The sequence below is a fragment of the Pseudobacillus sp. FSL P4-0506 genome (genome assembly GCF_038003025.1).
GTDB lineage: Bacteria > Bacillota > Bacilli > Bacillales > Domibacillaceae > Pseudobacillus.
Genome location: NZ_JBBOOI010000001.1, coordinates 4207006 through 4224857, shown reverse-complemented (window position 1 = coordinate 4224857; position 17852 = coordinate 4207006). Strand labels below are relative to the sequence as shown.

General features: G+C 45.3%; 12 protein-coding genes, 15 tRNA genes and 3 rRNA genes. 29 read left to right on the top strand and 1 reads right to left on the bottom strand.

The window, feature by feature from the left end; translation table 11 throughout:
- The first annotated feature begins 14 nt into the window (after nt 1–14).
- The 27 genes from MKZ02_RS21270 to MKZ02_RS21140 all read left to right on the top strand — a co-directional run bounded on the left by MKZ02_RS21270 (nt 15) and on the right by MKZ02_RS21140 (nt 15412).
- Nucleotides 15–884 carry a nucleotidyltransferase-like protein gene (locus tag MKZ02_RS21270; RefSeq protein ID WP_340856143.1) on the top strand — a complete coding sequence of 290 codons (870 nt, stop codon included), beginning with the start codon at nt 15–17 and terminating at the stop codon, nt 882–884.
- A 256-nt stretch (nt 885–1140) separates the two neighbouring features.
- Nucleotides 1141–2694, top strand: a 16S ribosomal RNA gene (locus tag MKZ02_RS21265).
- 338 nt (nt 2695–3032) lie between these two features.
- Nucleotides 3033–5964: ribosomal RNA gene (locus tag MKZ02_RS21260) — 23S ribosomal RNA — on the top strand.
- Nucleotides 5965–6101: 137 nt separating this feature from the next.
- Nucleotides 6102–6217, top strand: a 5S ribosomal RNA gene (rrf, locus tag MKZ02_RS21255).
- Together the 16S, 23S and 5S rRNA genes with 15 tRNA genes alongside form the textbook arrangement of a ribosomal RNA operon.
- Nucleotides 6218–6272: 55 nt before the next feature.
- Nucleotides 6273–6347, top strand: a tRNA-Asn gene (locus tag MKZ02_RS21250).
- Nucleotides 6348–6352: 5 nt separating this feature from the next.
- Nucleotides 6353–6445, top strand: a tRNA-Ser gene (locus MKZ02_RS21245).
- Nucleotides 6446–6482: 37 nt separating this feature from the next.
- Nucleotides 6483–6557: transfer RNA gene (locus MKZ02_RS21240), tRNA-Glu, on the top strand.
- 3 nt (nt 6558–6560) lie between these two features.
- Nucleotides 6561–6636, top strand: a tRNA-Val gene (locus MKZ02_RS21235).
- A gap of 21 nt (nt 6637–6657) precedes the next feature.
- Nucleotides 6658–6731 (top strand) — tRNA-Met (locus MKZ02_RS21230).
- A 5-nt stretch (nt 6732–6736) separates the two neighbouring features.
- Nucleotides 6737–6813, top strand: a tRNA-Asp gene (locus tag MKZ02_RS21225).
- A 24-nt stretch (nt 6814–6837) separates the two neighbouring features.
- Nucleotides 6838–6913 (top strand) — tRNA-Phe (locus tag MKZ02_RS21220).
- Between the two features lie 5 nt (nt 6914–6918).
- Nucleotides 6919–6994 (top strand) — tRNA-Thr (locus tag MKZ02_RS21215).
- Between the two features lie 21 nt (nt 6995–7015).
- Nucleotides 7016–7100, top strand: a tRNA-Tyr gene (locus tag MKZ02_RS21210).
- Between the two features lie 7 nt (nt 7101–7107).
- Nucleotides 7108–7181 (top strand) — tRNA-Trp (locus MKZ02_RS21205).
- 17 nt (nt 7182–7198) lie between these two features.
- Nucleotides 7199–7274, top strand: a tRNA-His gene (locus MKZ02_RS21200).
- Nucleotides 7275–7292: 18 nt separating this feature from the next.
- Nucleotides 7293–7364, top strand: a tRNA-Gln gene (locus MKZ02_RS21195).
- Between the two features lie 3 nt (nt 7365–7367).
- Nucleotides 7368–7442: transfer RNA gene (locus MKZ02_RS21190), tRNA-Gly, on the top strand.
- Nucleotides 7443–7449: 7 nt separating this feature from the next.
- Nucleotides 7450–7523 (top strand) — tRNA-Cys (locus MKZ02_RS21185).
- Between the two features lie 7 nt (nt 7524–7530).
- Nucleotides 7531–7612: transfer RNA gene (locus tag MKZ02_RS21180), tRNA-Leu, on the top strand.
- Nucleotides 7613–7689: 77 nt separating this feature from the next.
- Nucleotides 7690–8706 carry a tyrosine-type recombinase/integrase gene (locus MKZ02_RS21175; protein WP_340856142.1) on the top strand — a complete coding sequence of 339 codons (1017 nt, stop codon included), beginning with the start codon at nt 7690–7692 and terminating at the stop codon, nt 8704–8706.
- A 183-nt stretch (nt 8707–8889) separates the two neighbouring features.
- On the top strand, nt 8890–9663 hold the full coding sequence (locus tag MKZ02_RS21170) for a helix-turn-helix domain-containing protein (RefSeq protein ID WP_340856141.1): 774 nt from the start codon (nt 8890–8892) through the stop codon (nt 9661–9663).
- A gap of 22 nt (nt 9664–9685) precedes the next feature.
- The gene (locus tag MKZ02_RS21165; RefSeq protein WP_340856139.1) at nt 9686–10117 is read left to right on the top strand and encodes a DnaD domain protein; all 432 of its coding nucleotides are present in this window, start codon (nt 9686–9688) and stop codon (nt 10115–10117) included.
- 438 nt (nt 10118–10555) lie between these two features.
- Nucleotides 10556–11311: a phospholipase D-like domain-containing protein gene (locus MKZ02_RS21160; RefSeq protein ID WP_340856138.1), complete on the top strand. Its 756-nt coding sequence runs from the start codon at nt 10556–10558 to the stop codon at nt 11309–11311.
- A gap of 194 nt (nt 11312–11505) precedes the next feature.
- On the top strand, nt 11506–11937 hold the full coding sequence (locus tag MKZ02_RS21155) for a hypothetical protein (protein WP_340856137.1): 432 nt from the start codon (nt 11506–11508) through the stop codon (nt 11935–11937).
- A gap of 189 nt (nt 11938–12126) precedes the next feature.
- On the top strand, nt 12127–12684 hold the full coding sequence (locus MKZ02_RS21150; protein ID WP_340856136.1) for a recombinase family protein: 558 nt from the start codon (nt 12127–12129) through the stop codon (nt 12682–12684).
- 359 nt (nt 12685–13043) lie between these two features.
- Entirely contained in the window at nt 13044–13883 is an 840-nt protein-coding gene (locus tag MKZ02_RS21145) for a hypothetical protein (RefSeq protein WP_340856134.1), read from the top strand.
- A 671-nt stretch (nt 13884–14554) separates the two neighbouring features.
- Nucleotides 14555–15412 (top strand): hypothetical protein, encoded by an 858-nt coding sequence (locus tag MKZ02_RS21140; protein WP_340856133.1) that lies wholly within the window; start codon nt 14555–14557, stop codon nt 15410–15412.
- Between the two features lie 143 nt (nt 15413–15555).
- Here the strand turns inward: MKZ02_RS21140 and MKZ02_RS21135 are convergent, their stop codons facing one another.
- A complete protein-coding gene (locus MKZ02_RS21135; protein ID WP_340856132.1) occupies nt 15556–15789 on the bottom strand; it encodes a helix-turn-helix domain-containing protein in 234 nt (77 codons plus the stop codon).
- Nucleotides 15790–16013: 224 nt separating this feature from the next.
- On the opposite strand from MKZ02_RS21135, the gene MKZ02_RS21130 reads away from it, so the two are divergent.
- Nucleotides 16014–17306, top strand: a complete 1293-nt coding sequence (locus MKZ02_RS21130) for an FtsK/SpoIIIE domain-containing protein (RefSeq protein ID WP_340856130.1) — start codon at nt 16014–16016, stop codon at nt 17304–17306.
- Nucleotides 17242–17832, top strand: coding sequence for a replication-relaxation family protein (locus tag MKZ02_RS21125; RefSeq protein ID WP_340856129.1), 591 nt, complete (start codon nt 17242–17244; stop codon nt 17830–17832). The genes MKZ02_RS21130 and MKZ02_RS21125 overlap by 65 nt, the downstream gene beginning before the upstream one ends.
- Nucleotides 17833–17852: the final 20 nt, after the last annotated feature.

Here is a 17852-nt window from a genome sequence, read left to right as displayed (position 1 = left end):
TTGGAGGAATTACTATGGATGATATCCTTCGTCCGCTTTATCAGGAACGGACAAGTCAACAGAATACCATGGGTGTTATTGTAATAGAAAAGAAAGAAAACGAAGCATCCTTTACTGAGAGTTTTGACGTCATTCTACTTATTATAGTAAAAGAAGCAGAATCGCCTGTTTTCATAAAGCATTATATATATGGAGATAAAAAGGCAGCACTTTATACGGTTACAGAAGCACAGCTGGAAGAATGGCTGCTTCTTGGCAACAACAGAAAGTTTATTGAGTGGCTCTATCATGGCAAAGTTTTGTTTGATCGAAATGAGTATGTCTTTCATATGAAACAGGAAATGAGAGAGTTTCCTTTCTTTGGCCGAAAAATAAAAATGGCGATAGAGTTTTCTAAATTAATTAGAAGATGGACGTATGGAAGGGACTTTTTTAAGAATGGTCATTACTTAGATGCCTATAATCATGTCATGCATTCCCTTCATCATCTTGCCCGTCTTGCTGTAATTGAAAATGGATTTTATCCTGAAGTAACGGTCTGGCTGCAGGTGAAGCAGATGGAGCCGGAAATCTATAAGTTGTATGAAGAATTGTTAACGAGCGACGAAGAGCTGGAGAAGCGCTTAGAGCTTTTGTTCATTGCTATTGATTTTTTAATTCATTCAAGAACAGAAAATGGGGCAGCTCACTTACTTTCTATTCTAAAAGAAAAAGAAGCGTGGTCATTCCAAGAGCTTTTAAATCACCCGGAGATCAATTATTACGCAGTAGATCTTAGTGTTTTACTGGAATACTTGGTTGGTAAGTCCTTTGTTGAAGAGCAACAAGTGCGAACGAAAGGGCAGGGCATTTACCATAGATATTACCGTGTAACGAATGAATAAAAGTTTTTTCGAAAAAAGTGTTGACGGTTTTTAAAAAACTTGTTATATTAGTAAGCGTCGCTGATGACAATGAACAACGGCGACGCACTAATATCTCAAAAAAAGTTTTAAAAAAGCTTTGACGAGAAAGAAATAATGTGGTATATTAAAAAAGTCGCCGTTAAAGAAATGGCGAAAAAATTGATCTTTGAAAACTGAACAAAATACATGCCAGTAAGTTAATTCTTATTTTTAAAACATGAGCAAGTCAAACATCTTTTTGGAGAGTTTGATCCTGGCTCAGGACGAACGCTGGCGGCGTGCCTAATACATGCAAGTCGAGCGGACTTGACGGAGCTTGCTCTGTTCAAGTTAGCGGCGGACGGGTGAGTAACACGTGGGTAACCTGCCTGTAAGACTGGGATAACTCCGGGAAACCGGGGCTAATACCGGATATTCTTTTTCTTCGCATGAAGAAGAATGGAAAGGCGGCTTTTAGCTGTCACTTACAGATGGACCCGCGGCGCATTAGCTAGTTGGTGAGGTAACGGCTCACCAAGGCGACGATGCGTAGCCGACCTGAGAGGGTGATCGGCCACACTGGGACTGAGACACGGCCCAGACTCCTACGGGAGGCAGCAGTAGGGAATCTTCCGCAATGGACGAAAGTCTGACGGAGCAACGCCGCGTGAGTGAAGAAGGTTTTCGGATCGTAAAGCTCTGTTGTCAGGGAAGAACAAGTACCAAAGTAACTGTTGGTACCTTGACGGTACCTGACCAGAAAGCCACGGCTAACTACGTGCCAGCAGCCGCGGTAATACGTAGGTGGCAAGCGTTGTCCGGAATTATTGGGCGTAAAGCGCGCGCAGGCGGCTTCTTAAGTCTGATGTGAAAGCCCACGGCTCAACCGTGGAGGGTCATTGGAAACTGGGAGGCTTGAGTGCAGAAGAGGAGAGCGGAATTCCACGTGTAGCGGTGAAATGCGTAGAGATGTGGAGGAACACCAGTGGCGAAGGCGGCTCTCTGGTCTGTAACTGACGCTGAGGCGCGAAAGCGTGGGGAGCGAACAGGATTAGATACCCTGGTAGTCCACGCCGTAAACGATGAGTGCTAAGTGTTGGAGGGTTTCCGCCCTTCAGTGCTGCAGCTAACGCATTAAGCACTCCGCCTGGGGAGTACGGCCGCAAGGCTGAAACTCAAAGGAATTGACGGGGGCCCGCACAAGCGGTGGAGCATGTGGTTTAATTCGAAGCAACGCGAAGAACCTTACCAGGTCTTGACATCCCGCTGACCGGTCTGGAGACAGATCTTTCCCTTCGGGGACAGCGGTGACAGGTGGTGCATGGTTGTCGTCAGCTCGTGTCGTGAGATGTTGGGTTAAGTCCCGCAACGAGCGCAACCCTTGATCTTAGTTGCCAGCATTCAGTTGGGCACTCTAAGGTGACTGCCGGTGACAAACCGGAGGAAGGTGGGGATGACGTCAAATCATCATGCCCCTTATGACCTGGGCTACACACGTGCTACAATGGATGGTACAAAGGGCTGCAAGACCGCAAGGTTTAGCCAATCCCATAAAACCATTCTCAGTTCGGATTGCAGGCTGCAACTCGCCTGCATGAAGCCGGAATCGCTAGTAATCGCGGATCAGCATGCCGCGGTGAATACGTTCCCGGGCCTTGTACACACCGCCCGTCACACCACGAGAGTTTGCAACACCCGAAGTCGGTGGGGTAACCCTTACGGGAGCCAGCCGCCTAAGGTGGGGCAGATGATTGGGGTGAAGTCGTAACAAGGTAGCCGTATCGGAAGGTGCGGCTGGATCACCTCCTTTCTAAGGAAATTGTGAACCGTGTCAGGCTTTTAGCCGCACGTAGTAGCAACAGAGAACGCTGTTCTCACAAACGAATTAACGGCACTGTTTTTTGTTCAGTTTTGAAGGATGAATTCCTTCTCTATAGGTAAGCAACTTTGTTCTTTGAAAACTGGATAATATCGTATAAAAGTAACCAAGCAATAACCGAGTAATCGCCATTTTAGGTATTTTTCAAAGAAAGAAGAGAAGCAAGCAGTTCTAGGAAGCAACTGAATGACTGACTGAGCGTATTTGCATACGTGAGGGAAGGAATGAGGGAAGCTGACGATGAAATGCGCCGCTTGTATTTTTTCTTAGGTTAAGTTAGAAAGGGCGCACGGTGGATGCCTTGGCACTAGGAGCCGAAGAAGGACGGGACTAACTCCGATATGCTCCGGGGAGCTGTAAGTAAGCGTTAATCCGGAGATTTCCGAATGGGGAAACCCACTGTTCGTAATGGAACAGTATCCCTACCTGAATCCATAGGGTAGGAGAAGGCACACCCGGGGAACTGAAACATCTAAGTACCTGGAGGAAGAGAAAGCAAACGCGATTCCCTGAGTAGCGGCGAGCGAAACGGGAACAGCCCAAACCAGAAGGCTTGCCTTCTGGGGTTGTAGGACACTCTATACGGAGTTACAAAAGAACGGTGTAGGCGAAGAGGTCTGGAAAGGCCCATCAGAGAAGGTAACAATCCTGTAGCCGAAACATCGTTCTCTCCAGAGTGGATCCTGAGTACGGCGGAACACGTGAAATTCCGTCGGAATCCGGGAGGACCATCTCCCAAGGCTAAATACTCCCTAGTGACCGATAGTGAACCAGTACCGTGAGGGAAAGGTGAAAAGCACCCCGGAAGGGGAGTGAAAGAGAACCTGAAACCGTGTGCCTACAAGTAGTCAGAGCCCGTTAATGGGTGATGGCGTGCCTTTTGTAGAATGAACCGGCGAGTTGCGATTTCATGCGAGGTTAAGCCGTAAAGGCGGAGCCGCAGCGAAAGCGAGTCTGAATAGGGCGCATGAGTATGAGGTCGCAGACCCGAAACCAGGTGATCTACCCATGTCCAGGGTGAAGGTAAGGTAACACTTACTGGAGGCCCGAACCCACGCACGTTGAAAAGTGCGGGGATGAGGTGTGGGTAGCGGTGAAATTCCAATCGAACCTGGAGATAGCTGGTTCTCTCCGAAATAGCTTTAGGGCTAGCCTCAAGGGAAGAGTCTTGGAGGTAGAGCACTGTTTGGACTAGGGGCCCCCCTCGGGTTACCGAATTCAGACAAACTCCGAATGCCAAAGACTTATCCTTGGGAGTCAGACTGCGAGTGATAAGATCCGTAGTCAAGAGGGAAACAGCCCAGACCACCAGCTAAGGTCCCCAAGTATACGTTAAGTGGAAAAGGATGTGGAGTTGCTTAGACAACCAGGATGTTGGCTTAGAAGCAGCCACCATTTAAAGAGTGCGTAATAGCTCACTGGTCGAGTGACTCTGCGCCGAAAATGTACCGGGGCTAAACGTATCACCGAAGCTGTGGATGGACACCTTGTGGTGTCCGTGGTAGGAGAGCGTTCTAAGGGCGGTGAAGCAAGACCGGAAGGACTTGTGGAGCGCTTAGAAGTGAGAATGCCGGTATGAGTAGCGAAAGAAGGGTGAGAATCCCTTCCACCGAATGCCTAAGGTTTCCTGAGGAAGGCTCGTCCTCTCAGGGTTAGTCGGGACCTAAGCCGAGGCCGATAGGCGTAGGCGATGGACAACAGGTTGATATTCCTGTACCACCTCTTCACCATTTGAGCAATGGGGGGACGCAGGAGGATAGGGCAAGCGCACAGTTGGTTGTGCGTCCAAGCAGTTAGGCCGGTGATGAGGCAAATCCCATCACCATCAAGGCGGAGCTGTGACGGCGAGGGAAGTTTAGTACCGAAGTTCCTGATTCCACACTGCCAAGAAAAGCCTCTAGCGAGGTGAAAGGTGCCCGTACCGCAAACCGACACAGGTAGGCGAGGAGAGAATCCTAAGGTGAGCGAGTGAACTCTCGTTAAGGAACTCGGCAAAATGACCCCGTAACTTCGGGAGAAGGGGTGCTCTTTGGGGTGCATAGCCCTGAGGAGCCGCAGTGAATAGGCCCAGGCGACTGTTTAGCAAAAACACAGGTCTCTGCGAAGCCGTAAGGCGAAGTATAGGGGCTGACGCCTGCCCGGTGCTGGAAGGTTAAGAGGAGGGGTTAGCTCACGCGAAGCTCTGAATTGAAGCCCCAGTAAACGGCGGCCGTAACTATAACGGTCCTAAGGTAGCGAAATTCCTTGTCGGGTAAGTTCCGACCCGCACGAAAGGCGTAACGATCTGGGCACTGTCTCAACGAGAGACTCGGTGAAATTATAGTACCTGTGAAGATGCAGGTTACCCGCGACAGGACGGAAAGACCCCGTGGAGCTTTACTGCAGCCTGATATTGAATTTCGGCACAGCTTGTACAGGATAGGTAGGAGCCTTTGAAACCGGAGCGCCAGCTTCGGTGGAGGCGTCGGTGGGATACTACCCTGGCTGTGTTGAACTTCTAACCCGCACCCGTGATCCGGGTGGGAGACAGTGTCAGGCGGGCAGTTTGACTGGGGCGGTCGCCTCCTAAAGAGTAACGGAGGCGCCCAAAGGTTCCCTCAGAATGGTTGGAAATCATTCGCAGAGTGTAAAGGCACAAGGGAGCTTGACTGCGAGACCTACAAGTCGAGCAGGGACGAAAGTCGGGCTTAGTGATCCGGTGGTTCCGCATGGAAGGGCCATCGCTCAACGGATAAAAGCTACCCCGGGGATAACAGGCTTATCTCCCCCAAGAGTCCACATCGACGGGGAGGTTTGGCACCTCGATGTCGGCTCATCGCATCCTGGGGCTGTAGTCGGTCCCAAGGGTTGGGCTGTTCGCCCATTAAAGCGGTACGCGAGCTGGGTTCAGAACGTCGTGAGACAGTTCGGTCCCTATCCGTCGCGGGCGCAGGAAATTTGAGAGGAGCTGTCCTTAGTACGAGAGGACCGGGATGGACGCACCGCTGGTGTACCAGTTGTCTTGCCAAAGGCATCGCTGGGTAGCTATGTGCGGACGGGATAAGTGCTGAAAGCATCTAAGCATGAAGCCCCCCTCAAGATGAGATTTCCCATAGCGCAAGCTAGTAAGATCCCTGAAAGATGATCAGGTAGATAGGTTCGAGGTGGAAGCGTGGCGACACGTGGAGCTGACGAATACTAATCGATCGAGGACTTATCCTAAATGATACGCCTAACGGCGTCACACATGAAATGGCACGGAGTTGCCGGTTACTTGAACATATTATCCAGTTTTGAAAGAATAAAAAAAAGCTTGCTAAATAAGAAGATTTTGCTATAATAGTAAATGTCTTAAATAGTCTGGTGGCGATAGCGAAGAGGTCACACCCGTTCCCATCCCGAACACGGAAGTTAAGCTCTTCAGCGCCGATGGTAGTGAGGGGCTTCCCCTTGTGAGAGTAGGACGTTGCCAGGCGAGCGAAACTCGCTTAATCAATTGTTTGCCGGCGTTTCAGCTGGACATCAATTATTCCGCAGTAGCTCAGTGGTAGAGCAATCGGCTGTTAACCGATCGGTCGCAAGTTCGAATCTTGCCTGCGGAGCCATATATGGAGAGCTGTCCGAGCTGGCCGAAGGAGCACGATTGGAAATCGTGTAGACGGTTACCGCCGTCTCAAGGGTTCGAATCCCTTGCTCTCCGCCATTTCTATGCAGCACCATTACTCTTGCAAATTCAATATGGCCCCTTGGTCAAGCGGTTAAGACACCGCCCTTTCACGGCGGTAACACGGGTTCGAATCCCGTAGGGGTCACCATTTGGAGGATTAGCTCAGCTGGGAGAGCACCTGCCTTACAAGCAGGGGGTCGGCGGTTCGATCCCGTCATCCTCCACCACAATAGTTATATTTATATCGACGCGGGGTGGAGCAGCCCGGTAGCTCGTCGGGCTCATAACCCGAAGGTCGCAGGTTCAAATCCTGCCCCCGCAATTAATGGTCCGGTAGTTCAGTTGGTTAGAATGCCTGCCTGTCACGCAGGAGGTCGCGGGTTCGAGTCCCGTCCGGACCGCCATTATACATACCATATGTAAATGTTGGCTCAGTAGCTCAGTCGGTAGAGCAATGGACTGAAAATCCATGTGTCGGCGGTTCGATTCCGTCCTGAGCCACCACTGTTGCCGGTGTAGCTCAACTGGTAGAGCAACTGACTTGTAATCAGTAGGTTGGGGGTTCAAGTCCTCTTGCCGGCACCATTCTTACAACTTTATCTTCGTGGAGGGGTAGCGAAGTGGCTAAACGCGGCGGACTGTAAATCCGCTCCCTCAGGGTTCGGCGGTTCGAATCCGTCCCCCTCCACCAGTTTTATAGGGGCATAGTTTAACGGTAGAACAGAGGTCTCCAAAACCTCCAGTGTGGGTTCGATTCCTACTGCCCCTGCCAAATTAACTATCATTATGGCGGTCGTGGCGAAGTGGTTAACGCATCGGATTGTGGCTCCGACACTCGGGGGTTCGATTCCCCTCGATCGCCCCATAATAAACTATTGATTAATGGGCTATAGCCAAGCGGTAAGGCAACGGACTTTGACTCCGTCACTCGTTGGTTCGAATCCAGCTAGCCCAGTACGCGGAAGTAGTTCAGTGGTAGAACACCACCTTGCCAAGGTGGGGGTCGCGGGTTCGAATCCCGTCTTCCGCTCCATTTGTTCGGCGGCATAGCCAAGTGGTAAGGCAGAGGTCTGCAAAACCTTTATCACCGGTTCAAATCCGGTTGCCGCCTCCATATTCATGCCGGTGTGGCGGAATTGGCAGACGCGCACGACTCAAAATCGTGTTCCGTGAGGAGTGTCGGTTCGACCCCGACCACCGGTATTACAATTCGCATTAGATAGGCGCTCACTAACGTTTAGTGGGCGCTTTTTGCGTTTAATGCAACGTGAAATGATCGTGTGCCTAGCCGCTTTCCTTACAACTACGTAGGGGAGGCGGCTTTTTTCGTGTCTAAAAGACGAAGCAATAATCTAAACGGAAGAGAACTCGATATAGTTGCGCAGCCAGTAACCCGAGCTGTACTTACGTTTGACGATGCGCTGGATATATTTATTGATGATGGAAAACGGAAGGGATTGCGTGAATTTACGTTAGTTTACTATCGCCGTGAGTGCGCATATTTTCGTAGTTACCTAGCTCGCGGAGAAAAGTCGCTTATTATTCATGAGATAGTGCGCCAAGACATCGATGGATATGTCGAATATATGCAAAGTGTGACCGGCTTAAAAAACGGCACAATTAACGCCAAACTGCGTGCTATTAGAGCGCTGTTTCATTTTCTTTATGATAACCGTTATATAGGGCGGAATCCGATGAAGAAGTATTCGCTATTACGTGAACGTAAAGGTAATATCGAAACTTTTACCGTTAAGCAGTTGCAAGCGTTACTTAATGCACCGGATCGAAGAACGTTCACGGGCCAGCGTGATTATACATTTATATTGTTGTTGCTCGAAACTGGAATCCGACTAAACGAGGCAGCCGGTTTATTAGTTGAGGATGTTAAGTTAAGCGAGGGACTTGTATTCATAAGGCAGACGAAGAACCATTTTCACCGCTATGTTCCGATACAGGCGAAGATGCGTGAGCAATTAAAGCGCTATATACAGATACGAGGTACGTCTGAATGCAGTCATTTGTTTGTGACGATAGACGACACACCAATGTCACGCGGTGCTTTGCAGAAGATAATCGGTCAGTACGGTAAAAAGGCCGACATAAAAGGCGTACGTTGTTCTCCACATACATTACGACACACATTTGCAAAGATGGCTGTTATGAATGGAGCCGGAGTATTCGAATTGCAAAAGATACTTGGTCATTCAACGATGGAAATGGTACGCACCTACGTCAATTTATACTCAAGCGATGTGTACGAAAAGCATAAAGGTTTTTCTCCGCTAAACAACTTATAAAAACAAAAAAGAGCGCCCCGCGTACAACGGAGCACTCACGCACCCAAGCCTGCGCCAACAGGCTCGAACCAAACTATGTTAATTAGATTATATCGAAAAAAATAGCGTTATGCAACGCTTGTTAAAGTGCGTGTTTATAATCGAACGTATGTACGTGACGGGCTCGGAAAGGAGCCGTTTATCATGACAATCTATCTATCGGAGTATCAAACGTTTAGCTGCGTTCAAGAATTAAATCATCACGTTAATCAATACCGCGACTACACAACCGCGACAGAATTTCGCGTACTATGGTGCGTATCTTGTTATGCCGCAAAGTATCCAGGTGCAGCTCACTTAAAGGCGTCTACTATTGCGTCTGAGCTCGACGTCAGCACAAAGACGGTTTACCGCGCATTGAAGTCGCTGGCTGAACTAGGCGCGATCGTTAAGCACGTTACAACACGTCCGAAGTCAGGCGGCCAGGGTGCTAATATCTATACGATTCAGCCTTGTGTCCAAGCGCCAATGTCCAACCGTGAGCCAGCCGAGAAGCCCGCTACAGCAAGCGCTCAAGGTATTAAAAACGAGAAGCAAACCGCTTCTTCTATTAATCATTCAAAAATACATAAAGACACGGCAAAAATGCTAGATTCATCGTTCTTAACCAGCAAGGTACCGACGGATCTATTTAACGCTATGGCTCCTTTTTTCAATGCAGAAGAACTGTATAATATATATGGGGTATTATTGCGAGCAAAAGCATCTATTGACCGTTTTATTCGAATTGAGGACAATACTAACGACTATATAGAAGCCTTCAAATCGGTTGTATTCTCGTATAAACAGGGGAAAATCCGCAGCCTTAGCGGCTGTCTGTATAGTGCATGGCAAACGGCTACTGCCATAATTAAACGGCGACAGAGAGGCGGCCAGAATGCTATGTTTACGGCGTTTGCTGAATGGATTGAAAATTAAATCGGAGAGAGATGTGTGTCTAATGACGCAAGAAGCGTATTCTATTGCTTATTTTAAGAACGTTAGGCCAGAACAGGTTGTAACCGACATACTCGGTCCTGATTCCGTAACAGATGAAGATTTAAGAACAATTGAAACGTTGAGGCAGAATTATAAGTTAACCGGCGAGGTTATAAATGTTTTATTTCATTGCGTGTTGTTTAAAACGAATGTGAGGCCTGAACGTGCTTACATAGAAAAGATCGCGTCACACTGGGCTAGAAAGCGTATAAAAACCGCTGAACAGGCTGTTGAGTTAGCGAGGAAAGAACAGCAGCATTACGATCAATGGAGGCAGGGGAAGCAACAAACGCCAGTCCAACGTGCAAAACTAAGTGCTATACAGGAGGCTATTAATAGCGGGCTAAGTGACGAACAGTTAGGCGCATTTGTTCGTAATTTGTTCCGTCAATGACAGAATGGTCGCAACTAATCGTAACACGGTCGGTTAGATTGTATCGGACAACGTCGTTTTATGCGCATAAGAAGAAAGCCAGCATTTTTGCGTGATTAGCATGTCGCGTGATGTCCGACTAGACCGGATTTTAGGTTGCGAAAACTTACGATTTTTTAACGTTTTAATAGCCGATTTACTTGCTGCGACTTCCTGACGCGCGGCCTTCCCAACGTTTTGAAATTGCGCCAGTCACAACGCAGCATTACGCACAGAAAAAACGCTATAAGAAGAAAGCCGGTATTTACCGGCAGATTGGGTAATGTTCCGTTGTGCATCATTGTGCAAATTACCCGCTGATTGGTCGCAGGACGGACGCGTCTAAAAATATCGGGGGGCTAGTTAGTATCTCATATGGTATATTGTGGTTAATAGTTTGATGTTTAGGGGGAGGATAAAATGAACGAACAACGATTTTTGAAAACAATGATTGAAACAGTAAAGTATGATGAAAAATATGATAAAAAGCATGAGTTGCTTGGTATTTTAAGGAATTCTATAATTACTTACGAAAAAACAGGCACTTTTGGGAGAAAAACGGATTATTTTCGTGAATATATCTGTTTGAGAGTACCTATCCCTATGTTGAAAACAGCAAAAGAATTAAAAGAGAAATTAGAAAAGCTTGCATCCGAGGTGTATATAGAGCCAACAGATACTCCGCGGAACTACGAATTCTGGGGATTGCTAATCAAGCCCAAACCCGTAGACCTTGATAATGATCTACAGGTTGAACACGATGTTGTTTTCGATAGAATAAAAGAAGAAATAATTCAGGGTATTCGAAATGCTAAATACACGATATGGATTGCAGTGGCTTGGTTTACTGATAGGGACATATTTGATGAATTGCTACTAAGAAAGCGTGAAGGTGTTAATATTCGAATTATAACTTCTGATGAAAAATCAAACAGATATCTAATGGAGGATTTAGAGAATAATTTTGAAGTTGTGAAGGTAAAATTAAAGGGTGATAATTTATCAAATAGACTGCATGATAAATTTTGTATAATTGATTTAGAGTTTGTAATGCACGGTTCGTATAATTGGAGTAAAAATGCAAGAAAGAATGATGAAACTTTGGCAACTGCCCTTGATCGAGACTTTGTAAGGAAATTTGCAGATGAATTTATGAAGTTATTTATTCAGAATTAATAGTCTACTCTTAGGTAGAATAAATAGCACTCTAATTTAAAACACGACTGTCAATAGACGGTCTTTTCTTATGTATTCAAGTGTCATAACTTAAGAGTTGTGAGCTGACTTCTTGATCAATTAGAGAGGCAGTTTAGCTGCACAACCATTATAATTAAATTTATAGAAGTTTTAGTTAGAAAGTAGGTGAAGCTATGGGAACAAATGATTCCGCATATATAACCTTTGGTTCTCAAATGGGTGATGAAGACGCCTATAATGCAGTAGGGCCACATCTTATTGAATTAAGAAGACTATTGAAAAAACAATGTAACAAACAATATTGCAATGAAGTAGATGAATTTGCCCCAATTCTTCGCGTAGATGGAACAGGTTGGTATTGGGAGTTTGAAGGATGCGAAAAGCTGCGACTTAGCAAAAAATATCGTTATATTACAGTTGACATAGGGATGCCTCGTTCAAGGTGGGAAGGCGCCAATACAGCAGATATTAGAAAATATCTTTTTGACAATCTTAAAAATGCACTCGAGTTAATGGTAAAAAGACTAAAAAAAGAAAAATACATTGTTAACGACGTAGAGTTATGGGGTGATTTGAAAGGAGTGGAAGAAGGGTTCTTATTGTAAGGAGGGTTAGTTGAATAATTAATTAGGTCGATTCTTTAACTAGGGAATCGGCTATTTTAGTTTAGCTAAATAAAAAAGTGTCATAACTCAGAAGTATTGACACCATTTTGCTGACGTGATAGTATCAAGGTATCAGTCGGTGTCATAACTTAGTATCATAAATGACGCCGTAAAAAGGGGCGATTATTCATGAAATACGGTTATGCACGGGTGTCAACGGTAGGCCAGGACTTGCAGGCGCAGTTGAATACGTTAGAAGCGGAAGGCTGCAACGCGATCTATTCGGAGAAGTTCACCGGCACAAGAACGGATCGACCGGAGTTTCAACGTCTTCTGACGGCTATACAGCCAGGTGATACGCTAGTAGTGACGAAGCTAGACCGGTTCGCACGCTCGGCAATAGAGGCTATACAAACGGTCAGAGAGCTGTTTGAGCGGGACATAAAGGTTCACGTATTGAACATGGGCCTCGTTGAGAACACGCCAACAGGACGATTAATCTTTAATGTTATGAGTTCATTCGCTGAGTTCGAACGTGATTTAATTGTTGAGCGGACACAAGAAGGAAAAGCGATAGCTAAACAACGACCGGATTTTCGTGAAGGGCGGCCGCGAAAGTATACGAGGAAACAGATTGAACACGCTTTGGATCTTCTTGAATTACATTCGTATAAAGAAGTTGAAGAAATAACCGGAATCTCAAAATCAACGTTAATAAGAGCTAAACGTAAACAGTCGGTCGAATAAGACCGGCTTTTTTATTTACCGCCATACCCCCAACCACCCCCGAAAAAAATTCGAAATTAGGTGCCTGCAAAATCCGCGCAATATTTTTAACCTCGGGTGAATATTCGATTTTGAATGGATCAATATTATTATTGTTTACCTACGTATTGGAAACTCGTTGAAATAATGCCATTTTAGTATGTACACAGTAAAGTTATCCCGACTGTCCAATTACTTTGCGCATTATATGGGATTAATAAAGGTAATTGAAAATAATAAAGTCGTTTAACCTATATGCTGTAGAGAATACATATATATGTTTCTATTCTTTTTGCAAGGTTGTAAAATGGTATTATAATTTATGGAAAAGAGGGATAACTTTGACAAAGGGGAAATCGGAATTTAAAAGGTGTGGCATCATTATGCCTATAGCTGCTATGCATGGATACACAGCAGATCATTGGCAGGAGGTAAAAGGCATTATCATTGAAGCTACCGAACAAGTAGAAGGTTATCAATTTAATACAGAAATTGTAAGTAATTCTGATGGTGAAATTGATGTCATACATAAACGAATTATACAAAACATATACAATGCTGATATTGTGGTTTGTGATATTAGTGGCAAAAATCCTAATGTGCTTTTTGAGTTAGGAATGCGATTGACCTTTGATAAACCAACAATTCTCATCAAAGATGACCAGACTGATTTTATTTTTGATACAGGAGTTATTGAGCATATTACTTATCCAAAAGATTTACGGTTTAATAAAGTGGTTCAATTTAAATCTGAATTAGCAGCTAGAATTAAACAAACATATGAAAAGTCTCTTAATGATCCTAATTTCTCAACTTTCCTCCGGAATTTCGGTACATTTAAAGTTCCTCAGTTGGATCAAACAGCTGTATCCGATGTAAACCAATTAATTTTTGAAGAGGTGAATACTCTACGTAAAGAGTTAATGAGTTTCAAAAAAGAAGTTGCAGGAACAAAGTCAAATAGTACATCTTTAATGGGAATGGCTGATTTAATTACGTTGAATGAAATTATTTATAGTTACGTTACGGAGAATACTGACTTTGAGGAGCCTAGCATTGTTGCAAAAAAAGAAGAGTTTCGTTCCTATCTGCATACACGTTTTATTGATCCATATCAAATACCGCCTTCCGTACTTAGAAAATCTATAAAAGAGGCTCAAGATAGGGCTCTTCCTTTCTGATGTGGTAAATGTTTAAGTGGGTTTCTATAATACAGTATGCGTTTTAATTTCTTTAAAATTATGTTTAGTTAATTTTAAGTGTTTTAATTTCCATAATTCAACAATACAAAATGTTACTTTAACTTAATTTTGGTAGTTCTATATGTATTTGGGGACGCTGGGGATGGTGTGATAAGTCTAACGATCAATTATCAGCGCATATAAGTAAGAAGGAAAACGATAGCGGCGTTATACCACGTTAGACTAATTAGACTGTTTACCAGCTGCGACTTTCTAGCAGAGATCCACCGGAAAATTTCCGGCCAACCTAGCGCACATTAAAATCGAGTGTATATAGTAAGAAGAAACGTGAAAATGATAGGGCTAGTTTGCGCTAGGTTTTAGCGTATTTTGAGCGGTTTCAGTTGTTGCAAGTCGCCAGCGAGCGGCCTCCCGAATTTTTTCAGACACTTAACTGCGAACCCCCACCACGGGGCCTACCCCGGTAAAATTCGAAACTAAGCGCTTCTTAAATCCACGTAACAAAATAACATTTCGACTTTTAATCCTCGTTGAGTAAATCTGCTTTACGACCTACTGAGTATCCAATAATCGAAAATTGTCGATTGAATAGATCATTAGTCTCGCTGTATGGATGGTAAAATAGTATTAAAAAGGAAGGGGATAAGGTTATGTGGGCGTTTATTGGATTACTAAGTTTGCTAGGAATATTCGTATTTCTTGTTTTGGCGGTGGTCTCTTTTTTCAAAAGGAGAGAAAAATTTAAGAAGAATCTAATGTTAGCAGGAGGGTGTTTTATATTAACTATTGCTGCGCTTTCTTTTGACAATACACCTGCACCCACTGAAACAGCGGAAGTAGATGCGGATGCAGTACCGGCTAGTAAAGATTCCAAAGAAGTAACTAAAGAAAAAGAAGAACCTAAGAATGAGGAAAAGGAAGAAGCGTTAAAAAAGGAAAAACAAGAAAAAGAGAAAGCAGCTGCAGAGCAGGCTAAGAAGGAAGAGGACGAAAAATTAGCAGCGGAACAGGAGAAGAAGTTAATTGAAGAAGAGTCCAACCAAGAAAAAGCGGCTCAATTTAACTTCACATGGGATCAGTTCCAAAGCAATTGGTCCACGCTAGTTCCGGAAATAAAAGAAATGGGCCTAGCTACGATTACCGTAAAAGATAAAGTTGATCAAGTTGATAATCAAGTAGTAAATGCGAAAATTAACGATTATCTAATGATGATGTCTGACGTAGATCCCGCTTCGGATAAAGTGAAGTACATAATGCTAATGGCCGAGCCTTCTGCAAATGATCAGAATCAAAACCTTAACATTTTATTAGCGTTTGGTAACCTGATAGCGAGTTCTAATCCGGATCTTACTAAAGACGAGAGAGGCAACATTTTAATGGACGGACTAGGCTTCAACGGGGGTTCGCTTGAAAACTTAAATGAACATTACGAGTATGAAGGCGTGAAATACGACGCTTCTAACATGAACGGTTTGCTTACGCTAAGCATTAGACCTGCGAATAAGTAATACGAAAAAGCCCGCTGTTGAGCGGGTTCTTTTATGCGCTCTGGAATATGTCGCGAAAAGTGAGAGCGCCCATCTATACACCTTGAAAATTCGGCGTCATAAACGGGCGACTATAATCCTCCGTATTGTACCCGCTAGGGGTTTTACATATCGAAATAATCATCTGGCGGCAATCCCTTCCCGATCTTCTGCAGCGCCTTCTTAATTTTCGTCACTGTCTCGTACTTTGGAGTGTATGCATTATCGTTGCATAAGCGGCTGATAGTCCGGCGGCTCAACTTCGCTTTTACCTCCAGGTCAATCTGCGATATTTCCTTTCGATCAATCCATTTTCCGAATTTTGTGCGGCTCTTTCCGAGTCCAAAGAAACTAAACATAGAACATCACCTCGACAATAGGCTCGACAGTTTCGTTACTTTTTAAACCTCGATCAAAAAAGTAACATAACGGACAAGCGGGGCTGCGTACGCTTTACTAATCGGGGTTGAGGTCGACCTTAGAACGCATCAACGACACGCAAAACACAGCCGTAGCAACAGTTCAGCGCCAGTTGTAGCCGTCGATCCTCAAGGAACTATTTATTTTATAGGAGGTGGCGCGATTGTTAATCGAAATTGCTTCGTCGCTGGTCATGGGCGGAATTTTTGCCGGAAGTTTTTTCGCTCAAAATATAACTAAAAACGACGCTTCTAAGATACAAAGAATCGCGGCTAATTGTGGCCTTTTAGTCAAAGAAGCGGGCATGACCCGGACGATCCACCTAAAGCGGCGCAGGAGGCTCAAAAACGGTACAGAATACGTCTATCGAATCCCTCTAGGGTTAGCCTTCACTGACTTTGAAAAGCGACTAGATCACTTCCAGGACGGAATAAACGGTAAGTCTTTTTCGCTTGCTGACCTAGCCGACCTTTTCAAACGGAAGCAGCGGAAGCCAAAACAGCGGAAGGAAATCGAGCTACAGTACGATGGAATGTTGAAGATATTTGTATACGATAGTCCGCTGCCGGATCTCGTACCGTTTGACGATGATACACTCGGCAAGCTGAACGGCTGGCAGGTTCCGGTCGGTGAAGGCCGTAACGAGTTTGTAGCGCATGACTTTGACCAAATACCGCATTTAATCGTTGCCGGCACAACGCGTTACGGTAAGTCAGTCTTTTTGAAGAACGTCATTACAACGCTCATAGCTCGGCAGCCCGACGCTGCTAAGTTCACGCTGATCGACTTAAAGGGCGGTCTTACTTTTAACCGCTATAAGAATGCACGCCAGGTTCATACGGTCGCGAAAAATGTATCAGAAACGTTGGAAGCATTACGGACTATACAAGCGGAAATGAATCAGCGTATGGATGCTTTTCTTGAGGCTGGCCATGAAGATATTAAAGAAGCCGGTTTTAAAGAGCGGCATTTCATTATCGTTGATGAAGCAGCGCAGCTCGCAAGCGCCGGTCATAAAGGTGAGGAAAAGAATATGCGGGTTGAATGCGAGCAGATAGTCGCAGAGATAGCGAGAGTTGGCGGCGGGTTAGGATACCGGATCGTGTACGCTACACAGTATCCAACAGCAGATACGTTACCGCGTCAGGTTAAACAGAACTGCGACGCCAAAATCTGTTTTAAACTGCAAACCGACACTGCAAGTCGCGTCGTCCTAGACGAAGATGGAGCGGAAAGTCTGCCACTCATAAAAGGGCGTGCGATCTACTTAACCGACAGGAAACGCATCGTCCAGACTCCTTTTATCGAAAACAAGTACATCGAAGAGAAGATCGGGCCGCATATCGTCATCAAGGCGCGGCCGGATAACATCGAGGAGGGAACGATAAATAATGGAGAAGGAAATCAGACGGCAACAGCGCTGGGAAGCCATACTCTCGTCATTGAAGCGGTTTGACTATCTGAGCCGCTCCCAATTGCAGATACTCCACGGCTTAGGCAGCGCCCGTAATGCTTCGCGTGTGCTGAAGGATATGTCGGACTATGTTTCTTACTTTCTCGACGGTGAGGCGGTCTATTATCTGACGAAAGCTGGCCGGGAAGCTGTCGGAGCGACTAAGGTACGGAAGAAATCGCTACAAGCCCGCCATTTTGTGATGCGTAATCAAATGTATATCGCGCTTGGCTGTCCGTCGAGCTGGATAAATGAAGCTAAACTGTCTGTGGCTGGCCAGGCAACGATCATTGCAGACGCTTTGTTCAAACATGGCGAACAGTTTAACGTTGTTGAGGTCGATAATACGCAGAAAATGAGCGAGAACCGCTCTAAGATAACGAAATACCGCAAATTGCTTGAGCTTGGCGTTTTTAAGGAGCCGCCGGTCTTTTATTGGATCACCAAGACAGAGTATCGCCGAAAGCAGTTGCAGAAGATGTGCGACGGATTGAACGCCATGATCTACACGGTCAACGACCTAAAATAACAGCGAGGGAGCGATGCAGC

Excerpts from the sequence above, each read along its gene's own strand:
- MKZ02_RS21270 (WP_340856143.1), top strand. The coding sequence starts at position 15 with ATGGATGATATCCTTCGTCCGCTTTATCAGGAACGGACAAGTCAACAG.
- MKZ02_RS21170 (WP_340856141.1), top strand. The coding sequence starts at position 8,890 with ATGACAATCTATCTATCGGAGTATCAAACGTTTAGCTGCGTTCAAGAA.
- MKZ02_RS21165 (WP_340856139.1), top strand. The coding sequence starts at position 9,686 with ATGACGCAAGAAGCGTATTCTATTGCTTATTTTAAGAACGTTAGGCCA.
- MKZ02_RS21160 (WP_340856138.1), top strand. The coding sequence starts at position 10,556 with ATGAACGAACAACGATTTTTGAAAACAATGATTGAAACAGTAAAGTAT.
- MKZ02_RS21155 (WP_340856137.1), top strand. The coding sequence starts at position 11,506 with ATGGGAACAAATGATTCCGCATATATAACCTTTGGTTCTCAAATGGGT.
- MKZ02_RS21150 (WP_340856136.1), top strand. The coding sequence starts at position 12,127 with ATGAAATACGGTTATGCACGGGTGTCAACGGTAGGCCAGGACTTGCAG.
- MKZ02_RS21140 (WP_340856133.1), top strand. The coding sequence starts at position 14,555 with ATGTGGGCGTTTATTGGATTACTAAGTTTGCTAGGAATATTCGTATTT.
- MKZ02_RS21135 (WP_340856132.1), bottom strand. The coding sequence starts at position 15,789 with ATGTTTAGTTTCTTTGGACTCGGAAAGAGCCGCACAAAATTCGGAAAA.
- MKZ02_RS21125 (WP_340856129.1), top strand. The coding sequence starts at position 17,242 with ATGGAGAAGGAAATCAGACGGCAACAGCGCTGGGAAGCCATACTCTCG.